The sequence below is a fragment of the Qipengyuania sp. genome (genome assembly GCF_048550555.1).
In the GTDB taxonomy this organism is placed as follows: Bacteria; Pseudomonadota; Alphaproteobacteria; order Sphingomonadales; family Sphingomonadaceae; genus Qipengyuania.
Map to the genome: position 1 here is coordinate 21,274 of NZ_JBLYYF010000046.1, position 14,418 is coordinate 35,691.

General features: G+C 64.9%; 13 protein-coding genes and 1 tRNA gene. 8 read left to right on the forward strand and 6 right to left on the reverse strand.

What is annotated here, in order from left to right; translation table 11 throughout:
- The first annotated feature begins 244 nt into the window (after positions 1-244).
- Positions 245-1,777, forward strand: coding sequence for a M20/M25/M40 family metallo-hydrolase (locus ACN4E0_RS12965; RefSeq protein WP_419568464.1), 1,533 nt, complete (start codon positions 245-247; stop codon positions 1,775-1,777).
- Here the strand turns inward: ACN4E0_RS12965 and ACN4E0_RS12970 are convergent.
- From ACN4E0_RS12970 to ACN4E0_RS12980, 3 genes are all read right to left on the reverse strand, one after another.
- Positions 1,749-2,585 (reverse strand): sterol desaturase family protein, encoded by an 837-nt coding sequence (locus ACN4E0_RS12970; protein WP_419568466.1) that lies wholly within the window; start codon positions 2,583-2,585, stop codon positions 1,749-1,751. The two genes, ACN4E0_RS12965 and ACN4E0_RS12970, sit on opposite strands and share 29 nt — an antisense overlap.
- A gap of 42 nt (positions 2,586-2,627) precedes the next feature.
- Positions 2,628-3,968 (reverse strand): DEAD/DEAH box helicase, encoded by a 1,341-nt coding sequence (locus tag ACN4E0_RS12975; RefSeq protein WP_419568467.1) that lies wholly within the window; start codon positions 3,966-3,968, stop codon positions 2,628-2,630.
- A 119-nt stretch (positions 3,969-4,087) separates the two neighbouring features.
- A complete protein-coding gene (locus tag ACN4E0_RS12980) occupies positions 4,088-4,657 on the reverse strand; it encodes a hypothetical protein (RefSeq protein WP_419568469.1) in 570 nt (189 codons plus the stop codon).
- 158 nt (positions 4,658-4,815) lie between these two features.
- On the opposite strand from ACN4E0_RS12980, the gene ACN4E0_RS12985 reads away from it, so the two are divergent.
- The 5 genes from ACN4E0_RS12985 to ACN4E0_RS13005 all read left to right on the forward strand — a co-directional run bounded on the left by ACN4E0_RS12985 (position 4,816) and on the right by ACN4E0_RS13005 (position 10,043).
- On the forward strand, positions 4,816-6,264 hold the full coding sequence (locus tag ACN4E0_RS12985; RefSeq protein WP_419568470.1) for an FAD-binding oxidoreductase: 1,449 nt from the start codon (positions 4,816-4,818) through the stop codon (positions 6,262-6,264).
- A gap of 66 nt (positions 6,265-6,330) precedes the next feature.
- Positions 6,331-7,119: a SapC family protein gene (locus ACN4E0_RS12990; protein WP_419568472.1), complete on the forward strand. Its 789-nt coding sequence runs from the start codon at positions 6,331-6,333 to the stop codon at positions 7,117-7,119.
- Positions 7,103-8,149, forward strand: a complete 1,047-nt coding sequence (locus ACN4E0_RS12995; RefSeq protein WP_419568473.1) for a PDZ domain-containing protein — start codon at positions 7,103-7,105, stop codon at positions 8,147-8,149. The genes ACN4E0_RS12990 and ACN4E0_RS12995 overlap by 17 nt, the downstream gene beginning before the upstream one ends.
- A 56-nt stretch (positions 8,150-8,205) precedes the next feature.
- Positions 8,206-9,243, forward strand: coding sequence for a mannose-1-phosphate guanylyltransferase (locus tag ACN4E0_RS13000; protein ID WP_419568475.1), 1,038 nt, complete (start codon positions 8,206-8,208; stop codon positions 9,241-9,243).
- Complete coding sequence (locus ACN4E0_RS13005; protein WP_419568477.1) at positions 9,240-10,043, forward strand: class I mannose-6-phosphate isomerase; 804 nt, start codon at positions 9,240-9,242, stop codon at positions 10,041-10,043. The genes ACN4E0_RS13000 and ACN4E0_RS13005 overlap by 4 nt, the downstream gene beginning before the upstream one ends.
- Positions 10,044-10,246: 203 nt before the next feature.
- Here ACN4E0_RS13005 and ACN4E0_RS13010 read toward each other — a convergent pair whose 3' ends face one another.
- Entirely contained in the window at positions 10,247-11,197 is a 951-nt protein-coding gene (locus ACN4E0_RS13010; protein WP_419568479.1) for an N-formylglutamate amidohydrolase, read from the reverse strand.
- A 183-nt stretch (positions 11,198-11,380) separates the two neighbouring features.
- On the opposite strand from ACN4E0_RS13010, the gene cpdR reads away from it, so the two are divergent.
- Positions 11,381-11,773 carry a cell cycle two-component system response regulator CpdR gene (gene cpdR, locus ACN4E0_RS13015; RefSeq protein WP_419568481.1) on the forward strand — a complete coding sequence of 131 codons (393 nt, stop codon included), beginning with the start codon at positions 11,381-11,383 and terminating at the stop codon, positions 11,771-11,773.
- Positions 11,774-11,851: 78 nt separating this feature from the next.
- Positions 11,852-11,926, forward strand: a tRNA-Val gene (locus tag ACN4E0_RS13020).
- A gap of 63 nt (positions 11,927-11,989) precedes the next feature.
- On the opposite strand, the gene ACN4E0_RS13025 is transcribed toward ACN4E0_RS13020, so the two are convergent.
- Both ACN4E0_RS13025 and ACN4E0_RS13030 read right to left on the reverse strand, forming a co-directional pair.
- Positions 11,990-13,096, reverse strand: a complete 1,107-nt coding sequence (locus tag ACN4E0_RS13025) for a DUF1972 domain-containing protein (RefSeq protein WP_419568482.1) — start codon at positions 13,094-13,096, stop codon at positions 11,990-11,992.
- Positions 13,097-13,100: 4 nt separating this feature from the next.
- Complete coding sequence (locus tag ACN4E0_RS13030; protein WP_419568484.1) at positions 13,101-14,393, reverse strand: glycosyltransferase family 4 protein; 1,293 nt, start codon at positions 14,391-14,393, stop codon at positions 13,101-13,103.
- Between the last annotated feature and the right edge of the window lie 25 nt (positions 14,394-14,418).

Below are 14,418 nucleotides of genomic sequence, written 5' to 3' on the forward strand. Positions count from 1 at the left end.
CAAGCTGGCATGATCGCGCGATGATCACTCGCCGCATCCACGCTGCCCCCACTGTGTCTTTCACGCATGGCGAAAGCCACAGCGCCAGGCCGATCCGTGCGCGCAAGGTGCTGAAATCGGGCAGGGAAATGCGAAGGCCACGGTTTTCGCGAGACGTGGCGAGCGGTCCAACAAAGGCCACACCCTCCATCTTGCGCCCATTCCCCTGCACCGTCATGATTGCCCCGTACCAAGGGGGACTATCATGAACCGACTGCTCGCTTCCGATACCAGCCGCCGCAGCCTGCTGCGCTCGTCCATGCTCCTTGGCGCCGGGGCGGCGCTGTTCCCCCGGGTCGGTTTCGCGCAAAGCGATGCCCGCGCCGCGATCCAGGCGGCAGCGACCGCTAACCGGGCGGCCGATATCAAGCGGATCCAGGACTGGATTGCGCTGCCCACCATCGCCGCGGAAAACCGCAACGTCCCCGAGGGCGCGGCCTATATGGAAGAGCTTGCGCGCGCGGCGGGCTTTACCGGGGTCAGGCAGGTGCCGACCGACGGCGTGCCCGGCGTGGTCGGCTTCATGGACAATGGCGCGCCGCAGACGCTCGGCATCTACTTCATGTACGACGTCAAGCAGTTCGATCCGGCCGAGTGGCGCTCACCCCCGCTCGAGGCTGCGATCGTCGACATGCCCGAATGGGGCAAGGCGATCATGGGCCGCGGCGCGGTCAACCAGAAAGGGCCGGAGGCGATCTTCCTCGCCGCGCTCCACGCGATGAAGGCGGCGGGCGTGACGCCGCCGGTCAATATCGCACTGATCTGCGAAGGCGAGGAGGAGATCGGCAGCCCGCACTTTCGCCAGATCGCCGAGACGCCCGACGTGCTCGCCGCGCTCAAAAAATGCGCCGGCATCTTCATTCCGGCGAGCTGGCAGGGGCCGACCGGAGCGGTGAACGTCAATCTGGGCTCGAAGGGCGTGGTCGAGCTCGAACTGGTGGCAAGCGGCGAGAGCTGGGGCCGCGGTCCCAAGGGCGATATCCATTCGAGCCAGAAGGCCGCGGTCGATTCGCCCGTCTGGCGGCTGGTCCATGCGCTCAACACGCTGGTCACGCCCGACGGCAATACGGTCGCGATCGACGGCTGGTTCGAGAACGTGCGCCCACTGACCGAGCGCGAGAAGACATTGGTCAGGCAGGCCGCTGCCGCCGGAAACGAGGAACTGACCAAGGCCAGCCTCGGCGTCACCCACTGGATCGATGATTTGTCGTTCGAGGACGCGTTGATCCGCCTCGCCGAGCAGCCGACGGTCAATATCGAGGGGCTCGTCGCAGGCTACACCGGCCCCGGCGGCAAGACGGTGCTGCCCGGGCGCGGCGTGGCCAAGCTCGACTTGCGCCTGGTGCCCAACCAGACCCGCGACGAAGCGGTCCGCAAACTGCGCGCGCATCTCGACGCGCAGGGGTTTCCCGATGTCGAGGTCAATGTTTCGGGTGGTTACGATCCGACCGAAACGGCGGAGGACAGCGCGCTCATTCGCGCCGAGCTGGCCGCCTACGAGGCGCTCGGGGTCGAGGCGAGGCTCAATCCGCGCCTTGCCGGCTCGTGGCCGGGCGCGACCTTCACCGCCCCGCCGGTGAGCATCCCCGCCGGCCATTTCGGTCTCGGGCATGGTTCGGGCGCGCATGCGCCGGACGAATATTATGTCGTGGAATCGACCAATCCCAAGGTCGCCGGGATCACCGGTGCGACCATGGGCTATGTCGAGATCATGTACCAGCTCGCGGCGCTGGCGTAGCGGCTGCCGCCTCCGCTGCCGCGCGGGGGCGGTAGCGTCGTTCGAACGGTCGCCCGAGTTCGCCGAGGAAGCCGCGCGTTCCCTCGGCGATCCCCGTCTCGCAATCGAGATAGGGCTCCGGATCGACATAGGTCCCGAAGAGCTTGTCCCACAGCGTCACGGTGTTGCCGTAATTGCTTCCCATCAGCGCCTCGTCGCGAATGTGGTGCAGGCGGTGCGCAGCGGGCGAAATCAGAACCTTGCCGAAGATTCCCAGAGTCCATGGCACGTCGGCATGGATGAAGAAGCCCCACCAGCTGCGCAGGAAGGCCGCGCCGGCGATGGCCCATTCCGGGAAGCCGAGCAGGAACAGCAGCCAGATATCGACCAGCATGCTGAGCAGCTTGCTGAGCGGATGCTTGCGATGGACCGAGAGCCAGTGCAGCGCCGTATCCGCATGGTGGGTCGCATGGATCGGCCACAGCCATCTGTGGTGCTCGGCGCGATGCCGCCAATAGACCACGAAATCGTAGACCAGGATGGCACAGAGCAGCACGGCAGTTTCGTTGAGACCGCTCCAGAAGCGGCCCAGCGCCGGAAGCGCGACGAGGCGGTCGCGAATGGCGCCTTCGGGTAGGGCGAAGAGCGGCCCGAACAGCACGGCATTGAACAGCAGCAGGCCGAGATTGGTGGTGAACTCGCCATGCACCCGCGCCAGCGCCGCGCCGATCGCCCGCCGCTTTACCAGCAGCGCCAGCAGGCCGAATGCCGTGCCGGTCATGACCAGCATGGCCAGCGTCACCTGCGCGTGATGGGCGAAGATTTCCATTGCGCCACCACATGGCGCGGACGTGGTTAGAAAGCCGTTAAATCAGGTCGCCGAAATGTCGAGGAATCCGGGACGAGGACCGTTCCATTCGCCCGCTGCGACCGGCGCATCGTCCGAGTCGCGCTTGCGCCGCGGCTCGCTTTTCGCCTTCGGCTTGCTGCGGGCCGGCTTTTCGTCCCGCGGCTCGTCCTCCTCGCGCTTCTTGTGCGCACGCTTGGGCTTTTCCTCCGCCCGCTCGGTCGGCCGTTCCACCAGTTCGACGCGGACGTCTTCCTTGCCGAACACCTTGATCTTCGCGCCCGTCAGCTTCTCGACATTGTCGATCGCCTCGGCATCTTCCTTCGCGACGAAGGTGAAGGCGCGGCCCTTGGCCCCTGCCCGGCCCGTACGGCCGATACGGTGGACGTAATCGTCCGGGTGCCAGGGCGTGTCGAAATTGAACACGTGGCTGACGCCCTTGATGTCGAGACCGCGGGCGGCGACGTCGGAGGCGACGAGGATGTTCACCTCGCCGGCCTTGAACCGCTCGAGTTCCTTGATCCGGCTCGACTGGTCCATGTCGCCGTGAATCTCGCTGCTGCGGAAGCCGTGGCTCTGCAGGCTCTTGTTGAGCTCGCGGACGGTAGTCTTGCGGTTGGCGAAGATGATCGCGGTTTCCACGTGGTCGTGGTCGAGCAGCCAGCGCAGCGTTTCCCGCTTCTTGCGGCTTTCCACCGGCACCTTGAAGGCGGTGATGTCCTTGTTCGTCGTCGCCGCGCGACTCACTTCGATCCGCTTGGGATTGTTGAGAAACTTCTTGGCCAGCTTCTCGATCGGCGGCGGCATGGTGGCCGAGAACAGCATTGTCTGGCGCGCTTCGGGAAGCTTGGAGCAGATGAACTCGATATCCGGGATGAAGCCCATGTCGAGCATGCGGTCGGCCTCGTCGATGACGAGCAGCTCGCAGCCGTTGAGCAGGATCTTGCCGCGTTCGAACAGGTCCATCAGGCGACCGGGCGTGGCGATCAGCACGTCGACGCCTTCGTTCAGCGCCTTGACCTGGTCGCCCATCTGCACGCCGCCGATAAGCAGCGCGAGCTTGAGGTCGTGGTTCTTGCCGTATTTCTCGAAATTCTCGGCGACCTGCGCCGCGAGTTCGCGCGTCGGCGCAAGGATCAGCGAGCGCGGCATCAGCGCGCGGCGACGGCCGCTTGCCAGGACGTCGATCATCGGCAGCACGAAGCTTGCGGTTTTGCCCGTGCCGGTCTGCGCGATGCCGATGATGTCCTTCATCATCAGCACAGGCGGAATCGCCTCGCGCTGGATATCGGTCGGCGTCGTGTAGCCGGCGTCGCTTACTGCCTTGAGCAAGTCTTCGGAAAGGCCGAGATCGGCGAAAGTCATGCGGTTCGAAACTGTCCCTGGAACAAAGGCCGAAGAAAAGCCGCGCGGGCGCGGCATCGGCTAGGCGCGCCCTTCGCCGGAATTGGTCGAAAAGTCAAGAAATCGGCGCGACGACCGCTTCAGTCGTCCGCGCTGCCCGCAACCAGGCGGCTCATATTGGAGATGCGGCACTTGGCCCCGGCGCGCGAAAGCAGCCGATCGCGCCCGACGCACAGCTTCCCGTCGGAGTTCTTTTCGACATAGAAGCCGAGGTAGAAATCGCGCGGGCTGCAGGCATCTTCGAGCTCGGCCGAGATGATCTGGCGGTTGCGCATATACATCAGCAGGCGCGTGCCGCGATCGGCCACGCCGACGATGTCGCCCACGCTGAGGCACTTCCCGTAAGGACGCTCGACGAGCCGCGTCGGCAGCGGCTGGCGCGGCAGGTCGGCGAGGAAATCGCGCCGCAACCGGCCGGGCTGCGGACTGATTCGCAGAATCACGCGCTGCTCGATCCGGACCTGGTTGGCGACCGGATCGCCGTTTTCGTCGAGCACGCCGAACCATAGCGGATCCTGCTCCGCCAGGGCTTGAGAACCTGCCGACCCATTCCCGCTTGCGCCTGCCTGTTCCACGTCGACGCCCGTCGCTGCGCTTTCCGGAGCGCCCAGTGCCAACAGCATGGCGATCAGGGGAGAAAGCAGGGACATTGTCTAGCTACGAACGGTCCTCGGCCGAAAGTCTGGTTACCCGCGGGAAACAAACGGAATTGCCACTTGCTCCCCGGCGCTTGAATGCGGGCTTAATTGTTCTGCGACCGATGGCAAGTGGTGGCAATCGCCGGCCGGGATGTGGCAGGATGTCCGCGATGACCGATATCGAATCCTTTCGTCGCGCCACCACCGAACTGCTCGGCGAACGCGGTTTCACCTGCGATCCCGAACTGGTCGAGCCCTGGCTCACCGACTGGCGCGGGCGCTATACCGGCAAGGCGCTGGGCATCGCCTCCCCCGCCTCGACCCGCGAAGTGGCCGATTTCGTCGGGCTCTGCGCCGAGCACCGCGTCCCGATAGTCCCGCAGGGCGGCAACAGCGGCATGTCGGGCGGCGCCACGCCCGACGAAACCGGTGCCAGCGTGGTCCTCTCGCTCCGCCGGATGGACGCCATCCGCGACTTCGATCCCGCCGCGCGGCAGATCACCTGCGATGCCGGTGTCATCCTGCAGACCCTGCACGACAGGGTCGAGGCCAAAGGCCTGCGTTTTCCGCTGACGCTGGGCGGCAAGGGTTCGGCGACCGTCGGCGGGCTCATTTCGACCAATGCCGGCGGCACGCAGGTGCTGCGGCACGGCACCATGCGCGCGCAGGTGCTCGGGATCGAAGCGGTGCTCGCCGATGGAGCGATCTTCTCGGGCCTGGTCCCGCTGAAGAAGGACAATCGCGGCTTCGACCTCAAGCAGCTGCTGATCGGCTCAGAGGGTACGCTGGGGATCGTCACTGCGGCCACGTTGCGCCTGCTCCCGGCGATCGGCGAGCGCCGGGTCGTCTGGGTTGGTCTCCAGAGCATCGCGGCGGCGCGGCGGCTCCTGCTCCATTGCGAGGAAGCCGCGGGAGACGCGCTCGAAGGGTTCGAAGTGCTTCCCGCGCATTGCCTGCAGGCGGTGCTCGCCCACCTCCCCGACGCGCGCAGCCCGCTTTCGGGAGAGCATGCCTGGCATGCGCTGGTCGAGCTGGTCGGCACGAACGACGAGGCGGAGAAGCTCGACGACCTGGTCGAAACCGTGTTTGCGAGCGCGATGGATCGCGGCCTCGTCGAGGACGCGGTGATCGCCGCCAGCGAAACGCAGGCCGAAGCCTTCTGGCAGCTGCGCGACAGCATCGCCCCGGCGGAGCGCGCCATCGGCCCGGCGATGCAGCACGACATATCGGTGCCGGTCGCCCGGATGGCCGAGTTCGTCGAAATCGTTGCGCCTCAGGTGGAAGACCGATTCCCCGGTACGCAGGCATTCGGGTTCGGGCATCTCGGCGACGGCAACATCCATTTCCACGTGCTCGCCCCGCGCGGCGCGACGCGCGGCGAATGGGAGGCAAGCGACGGCAAGGCGATCAGCGCCTATGTCCACGACCGCGTCACCGAATTCGGCGGTTCGATCAGCGCCGAACACGGAATCGGTCAGGTCAAGCGCGACGAACTCGCCCGGCTGGGCGACCCGGTGAAGCTCGCTCTGATGCGCTCCATCAAACGAACGCTCGACCCGTTGGGGATACTCAATCCGGGCAAGCTCGTGCCGCTTGCACCCCACGGCGCAACGCCGTAAAGCCCGCGCTTCGCGCGTGTGCCTCCCGGGCATATCGCCCAACCCAATCGAATTTCGGAGAGATCCATGGCCAGCGCGCCGCAGCCCAACTTGCCCCTTTTCTTCAAAGATCTGATGCCGCTCAACCGCAAGGACCACGCGAACTATCGCTCGCGTCCGATGACCAAGGCTCCCTGGCTCGCCAAGCAGCACGCAGTGCCGCTCACGGTCGACGAATTCGTCCAGGCCCAGCGCGACATGCCGATCGTCTTCTCGACCGGCCCGGACGCCGTTCCGCTCGCCCTGATGGGCCTCAACGATGGCGTGAACACCTTCGTCGACGAGGAAGGCTCCGTCACCGAGCAGATCTACATCCCGGCCTATGTCCGCCGCTATCCCTTCATGCTCGCCCGTCTCAAGCCCGACAGCGACGACCTGTCGCTGTGCTTCGATCCGACCGCCGACAACATCGGTGAGTTCGAAGACGGCCAGCCGCTGTTCCAGAACGATGAACCCAGCGACGGCACCAAGCAGATCCTCGAATTCTGCGAGCAGTTCGAGCAGGCCGGCCAGCGCACGCAGGCCTTCATGAAAGAACTGAAGGATCACGACCTGCTGATGGAAGGCGAAATCGCCATCACTCAGGAAGGCAATGATAAGCCCTTCGTCTATCGCGGCTTCCAGATGATCAATCAGGAAAAGCTGCGCGAACTGCGCGGCGACCAGTTGCGCAAATGGACCGAAAACGGCCTGCTGCCGCTGATCTGGGCGCAGATCTTCTCGATGGACATGATGCGCACCATCTTCGGCCGCCAGCTCCAGCAGGGCAAGGTTCCCCTGCCCGACGCCGCGACCGCCGGTGTCCCCACTGCCTGATCCGGTACCCAGACGCGCGCGGATCAGGACGATTCGCGCGCGCCTGGCCCTTTGCCCGCTGCTGCTGCCCGCGCTCCTGGCGGCGGCCGGTCCGGCATGGGCCGAAGGGACCATCGAGACGGCAGACCGCGCACCGGTGCCGCTCGAAATCTTTCAGCAAAGCGAAACGCGGCTATTCCAGGTCGGCTATCGCCTGGCGACCGCCAATGCCCCCTTCTGCGAACGGGCGATCCGGGTGTCCGGCCTGCTGATCCATGACGCCGACAGCTACGGCAATCCCGCCGCCGTGCGCACGCTGTTCCATCTGAGCGGTGACATCGGCGCGCAGGCCGTCGCGCCACAATCGCCGGCCGCGCGGGCGGGCATGCTCCAGAACGACACCATCCTGGCCATCGACGGCAAGGAAATCGCCGATCACTGGCCGAAGACCGACCCGCGGTGGAAGCGGTCCTTCGCCTTGCGCGACGCTATCGACGAGGCGCTGGCGCGCGGCCCGGTCGAGATCGGCTGGCAATCCGCAGGCATGCCGGCGCAAAGCGCGACGATCGAGGGGGTCCCCGCCTGTCCGACCCGCTTCGAACTGGTCGATTCCAAGGACAGCGCGGCGGCCGACGGCGACCGCGTGCTCGTGGGCGAGAAATTCCCCGGCCTCGCCTATGAGGAAGCCGACTTTGCCGCGGCCATCGCCCACGAGATGGCGCACAATATCCTGCGCCACCCGCAGACCTTCGACAAGACGGGCTGGAAACGAAAGCTGGTTCGCCTGTCCGAACGCGATGCCGATCGCCTGATGCCCTGGATACTGCAGAACGCCGGCTACGATCCGCGAGCGGCGGTCCATTTCATGCGCACCTGGGGCCCCCGGCATGGCGGATGGATCTTCCGTTCGCGCGACCACGACGGCTGGGATGAGCGCGTCGAGTTCATCGAGGCGGAACTGCCGAAGATCGAGGCCGCTCTCGACGCGAATGGCAAAGCCGACTGGAAAACGCACTTCACGCAATTGCTGCCGGTGCGTCCGACCAACTAAGCCCTGTCTCCAGGCTGCGAATCCCGATATGGCAGTGACTTGGCAGGGAGAAGAGGATGGGCCGGATCGTCCCGGTGATTTTGTGCGGTGGTAGCGGGACGCGGCTCTGGCCGCGCAGCCGGGCCGCCAAGCCCAAGCCGTTCCTGCCCCTTCTCGGCGAACGCACGCTCTATCAGGACACTCTCGCCCGCTGCTCCGATCGCGGAGAATTTGCCGCTCCCATCGTGGTGATCGGCGAAAAGCACCTCGACCATGCGCGCGCTCAGGCGGCCGACATTGCTCCCGATGCGACCTTCATCGTGGAACCCACCGGACGCAACACCGCACCTGCCGTGGCGCTGGCGGCCCATTCCGTCGATCCCGACGACGTCATGCTGGTCTGCCCGAGCGACCATTTCATCGCCGATGCCGAGGGCTTTCGCGATACCGCAGTCGCGGCAGCGAAGCTGGCGGACGCCGGCTGGCTGGTCTGCTTCGGGATTTCGGCGACAGCGCCGGAGACCGGCTACGGATATCTGCGCCGCGGCGAAGCTCTGGAAGGCGGCTATCGGGTACGGAAATTCGTCGAGAAACCCGAGCTCGAAACCGCCATGGGGTTCCTGGCTGACGGGGGATATGCCTGGAACGGCGGTATCTTCGCCCTCCCCGCGGGCCAATTCCTCGACGAACTGGCCACTCACCGCCCGGACATGGCACGCCGGGTCGAAGAGGCCCATGCCGCGGCCCAACGCTCCGGCTCCTGCCTGCGGCCCGATCACGAGGCCTTTGCGGCGATCGCAGGCGAATCGATCGACTACGCGATCATGGAAAATACCGATCGAGCCGCGATGGTCGACGCGACGTTCGGCTGGTCCGACATCGGCAACTGGAATGCGATCTACGATCACAGGAAACCCGCCGACGGGGCGAACGTCATCGCGGGACAAGGGGAAATCATCGATTCCCAAGGAACGATGATCGATAGCGACGGCCCCTTCGTGACCGTGGTCGGAGTCAGCGACGTGGTGGTGGTGGTCGATGGCGACGACGTCCTCGTCGCCTCCCGCGATGCCGCCCAGCAGGTGGGCAATGCCCGCAGAAGCCGGCACCAATGACCGAAAAGCTCTCGCGGAAATTCGTCCAGAAGGTCTGGGGCGTCGATCGCCTCCCGCCCGAATTCGGTGCCGGGCATGAAGCGCGGATCGGCGAAGTCTGGTTCAAGCCGCCCGCGCAACTCCCCGAACTGCTCGCAAAATACATTTTCACCAGCGAGCGCCTGTCGGTCCAGAACCATCCGAACGACGACCTGGCGCGCGCTCTGCGGCTGGGGCCCAGCGGCAAAAGCGAATGCTGGATCATCCTCGACAGCGAGGCCGATGCGGAAATCGCGGTGGGATTCACGCGCGAAGTCGCGATCGAGGACGCCAGAAAAGCCGCGCTGGACGGATCGATCGTCGAGCTGCTCGCCTGGCACAAGGTTTCGCAGGGCGATGTGTTCTATATTCCGCCGGGGACCGTCCACGCGATCGGGGGCGGGGTGAACCTGGTCGAAATCCAGCAGAACTCCGACATCACTTTCCGGCTGTACGACTACGGCAGGCCCCGCCCGCTCCATCTCGACGAGGCGCTCGAGGCGGCCGTCACCACGCCCTATCCCCCACACCTGCGCTCCAGGCTGGAAGACTCAGGGCCCGTCCTGGTCGAGGGCGAGCACTTCACGCTCTTCTGCATCCGCGCCGACGAGACGCCCACGATGGATGCATGCGGCCCGGCCCTCGCCCTGCCATTGACCGGCGAGCCTTCGGTCGATGGAGGGATCCTGGCGCTGGGCGAATGCGTTCTGCTCGAGAATGTCGCCGATGCGCGCTTCTCGGGTTCGGGCATCGTGCTGCTGGCCCAGCCTACCCCGCGATAGCCGACCAAACGGGCAATAGGTGCGATGGGTCACAGCGGTTTGTGTGCTGCTCTCATCTTGAAAGCCCGAGAAGCGACAACTATTTCGACATTGCCGGTCGGGCCTCCCCTCATGGCCCGCTCGGCAGATGCACGCGAGTGCATTTCCTCCCTGAACCTTGGCCACCTCGCGCTTCTTGCGCGAGGTGGTTTTTTCTTGGGCGGTTACTCCGCTGCCTGGGCGATCGGCCCGCGGCGCGCCATGGTCGCGGCCTCGGCACCCAGAGTGCGGACCAGGCCTCCCAGAAGCTTCACGATCGCGGTCAGGCGCGCGCTGGGCTGGTCGAGCCGCGCATCGAGATAGGTGCTGCGGCACACTTCGATCTGCAGCGCATGGATGCCGCGCGCGGTCTGGCCGTAGCGGTCGAGCACATAGCCCCCCGAATAGGGCCGGTTGTGCGCCACGCGGCGGCCGTGGGTGGCGAGATAGCGCAGCGCGAGGTCGACCAGCCCGGGATCGCAGGAGGCGCCGAAACGGTCGCCGATCACGAATTCCGCGGGCCGGTCCTGCGGATGGCTTCGCTTCAGCGGCGGCATCGAGTGGAGGTCGATCAGCAGCGCGACGCCCCAGCGATCGCGTAAACGCTCGAGCTCGCTTCCCAGCGCCGCGTGATAGGGGGTGTAAATGCCGGCTATCCAGGCGTCGAGTTCGGCCTTCGTCAGCGGCCTGCGCCAGATTTCCCCCATCCCCGGGATGCGCCGGGGAACGAGGCCCAAGCCACTGCGCGACCGGCGGTTCGCGAGGCTGTGCCGCACGGGCTTGGGCTTCGCGCCCTGGACCATGCCCCAGTCGATATCATCGACCGATCGATTGAGGTCGATCATCGCGCGCGGTGCCTGCGCCAGCAGGAGCGAGGCCGCATTGGCACTCGCGACCGGCGCAGCAACCGCATCGATGTGCCGGTCTTCGAGACGCAAACGCGCGTCCTCGGGTTCTCGCAGCGATGCCAGCATGTCGTCTGGATAGGAACGGCCGCAATGCGGTGCGGCGATCATCACGGGGATCGCGGATTCGCCGAACCGCCAGAGACGATACGAAGGTAAATTCAGGCCGGGGATTTTACCGCCGGACAAATGCTCGGCGCCAGCCCATGGTTCTGCCCGCGTGTGGTCCATCGCATCATCGTCGGGCGCATGCCCGCATTAATCAAGTCCGGAATCGCTCGCGCGCGCCGCCCGGTGTTTCGTATGCCCCCTGGCGGCGCGCCTTTCGCCCCCACCCCAACCGCCCTGCCATCGCGTTAACAATGATCGTTTTGGATACATGCTTTTTTAAAACCCGCGCGCTAGAGATGCGCAATGACGCAAAACCAGCCTCCGCGCATTCTGCTGGCCGAAGACGACGACGCCATGCGCGTGTACCTCGAACGTGCCCTGGCCAAGGCCGGCTACGCGGTCGATTCTGTCGATCGGGGCACCGATGCCCTTCCCCTTCTTGAAGAGGCCAATTACGATCTCCTGCTCTCGGATATCGTGATGCCCGAGATGGACGGGATCGAACTGGCCCAGCGCTGCAACGAGGTCAGCCCCGACACCAAGGTGATGTTCATTACCGGCTTCGCCGCGGTCACGCTCAAGGCCAGCCGCGAGCAGCCGCACGCGAAGGTGCTGTCGAAACCCTTCCATTTACGCGATCTCGTGCTCGAGGTGGAGCGCGTGTTGGAGGACCCGGTGAGCGCGCGCCTGTATTAAGTGCGATTAGGGCCTTGCGCGGTTTTCCAAGCCTCGCTAAAGGGCCCGCCTGCCCCGCAAGGGCGCACTCGATGGTGCGGGCGTATAGCTCAGTGGTAGAGCACTATGTTGACATCGTAGGGGTCCCAAGTTCGAACCTTGGTACGCCCACCATCGAAGCCTCTCGAGGCATGAAAAAGCCCGCCGGATCGGCGGGCTTTTTTGTTTCCTGCGAAGCTAGGCCCGTTCGGCCAGATCGATCAGGACCCGCTCATAGGCCTCGTGAATGATATCGAACCGGAACGCCTCGGCATGGCGCTTGCGTGCCCCAGCCCTCGCCTGCTCGAGCTTCGCTGAGCCATCGTCGACCGAGACGAGGATATTTTCCAACGAGACTGCGTCGCCGAAGTAGAACTGCTCCGCCCCCGCGACCCACCGATTGAATCGATTGTCATGCGCGATGACGGCATTTCCGGCCCCCAACGCCTCGACGAGCGACGGGTTCGTACCCCCCACGGTATGGCCATGGAGATAGGCGCGCGCATGGTAGCGAAGTGCCTGCACCGTCGGCAAGTCGTAGATAGCGCCCGGAAACAGGACCTGGTCGCCCCCCGCGGCCTTGACCCGGTTGTGATAGGCGTTGTCCGGATCAAACTTGCCCAGCACGACCAGCTTCATCTTGCGCGGCCTGGCGGAGAATGCCTCTACGATCTGGAGAATGGAGTTCTCGGGCTCGATGCGGGCGATCGAAACGCAATAGCCATCGGGCTCGATACCGAGGCCGGCGATGAGTTCGGCCGGTGCATCGTCGATCCTGTCCGAGCCATAGGGAATCATGACCGGCTTGCGGAGGCTGCGACGGGCGGTGTGCTTCGCGATCTCGGGGTGGTCGCAAATCGGAACGTCGCACAGGTTTGCGCCGGCGACCTCGTTGAGGAAGAACCACGCCTTGGCAGGCAGGCTCCACTTGTCGCGCTTCCACTCGATGCCGTCCATGTTCATGGCGATCTTCCGGCCACGCAGCCGTTCGGGGGAATTGAACAGCGCGGTGTTGTAACCGAGCACGAGGTCGATGCCCGGTCGCTTGAGGACGTCTCGCACGCATGCGGCGTCGAATTCCATGGTGCCTACCGCGCCAGAACGCTTGGGCACGAAGTGCACGCGATGGATGCCCTCCCACTCGTCTTCCCATTGCGACAGCCCGTTGTTGGGAGCGTCGGCCTGGCAGTAGACGAGCACAGAATGGCCTCGGTCACGCATGTAGGGTGCGAACTTCGCTGCGAAACTTTCAAAGCCACCATGCGCGGCGGGAATACCGCGGATGCCCAAGATATTCAGATGCAAGATCTTAGCCCCCGGTGGCAGGAAGAAGGACGCCCGAGGTTTCGTAAAGGTCGGAGACTGCCCGGTAGTAGGACTCCTTGTCGAAACGATCGAGCGCGAGCGCCCGGCCCGCCTGCCCGCGAACACGCAACTCGCTATCGTCGGCATCTGCGACCATGGCCAATGTCTTCGCGAGGTCTCCGGCGTCGCCCGAACGGAATAGCCAGCCGCAAGCGTCGTGTTCGGGCGGCTCGATCAGTTCCGGGATACCGCCTATCCGTGCCCCGATCGCCGGCTTTTCCAACTGGAAGGCCTCAAGCAGAGCCAACGGTGCGTTTTCATAACATTCGCTCGGCAGGACGACCGCCCGGGCCCGACCGACAAATTGCCACAACTTGTCTCCGTCCTGGCGGCCATGGAAAGCAACCGGCGCACCGATCCGGAGGGCACGCGCCCGCAATTCCTGCTCGTGGGGACCGGAGCCGACGATATCCACCGGGACGTTCGCGAGCTTCGCCGCTTCAATTAGCGTATCGATTCCCTTCTCGACCGATAAGCGTCCAAAGAACAGGATGGGCGCCTGGTACCCTTTGGCGAACACCGGGTCGATCTTGCGCGTGAAGTTCGGAATGTAGTGGATGCGCTCTGCGGGGAAGCCCCATTCCGCCAGCTTCGCTGCGTGGAAGCGGCTCGGGGCGATGACGCCCGCAAGATGCTTCGCATAGGATTTGCGACGGTCGTGCACATAGGCTTCGAGCGCGACCACGCCGCTCGCCATGCGCGATCCCTTGGTGCAGCGATTCTTCAACGCGTTGTAGTAGCGCCCACCCTTGCATTGCTCGCAAATCTCTCCCTGGCCGTTTCGCATGGTGTAAGCCGGACAAGCGATCTTCAGATCGTGTGCAGTCAGGAAGATCGGGATACCGGCCTCGGCGAGCGGTTCCAGGACGGACGGCGTCAGGTGGTGATAGATGCAGTGCACATGCGCGACGTCGATCGGGGTTTGCCTGATCATGTCGGCCGCCTTCCGCTTTGCCTCTGTATTGTAGACGCTCGCTTGCGCAATACGCAGCTTGTCCGCGAGACCCTCGGCGAATTCGTGATCGACCATTCGGGCAAAAAACGCGTCATCGTCGCACGGGAGATTGCGCGGATGGTGCATCGACAGGAAACGCGTTTCCCAGCCGTTTTCGGCGAACAATTCCGCATGGTCGAAGTAGACCGCATCGGATCCGCCGCGACGATAGTGATAGCTATTGAGCGACAGCAGGGCAGGCAAAGACAGTGACCTCGAGAATGTCGCCGTGCTGCGCGACATGCGACCGTCTAAGGTGAGGTAAACC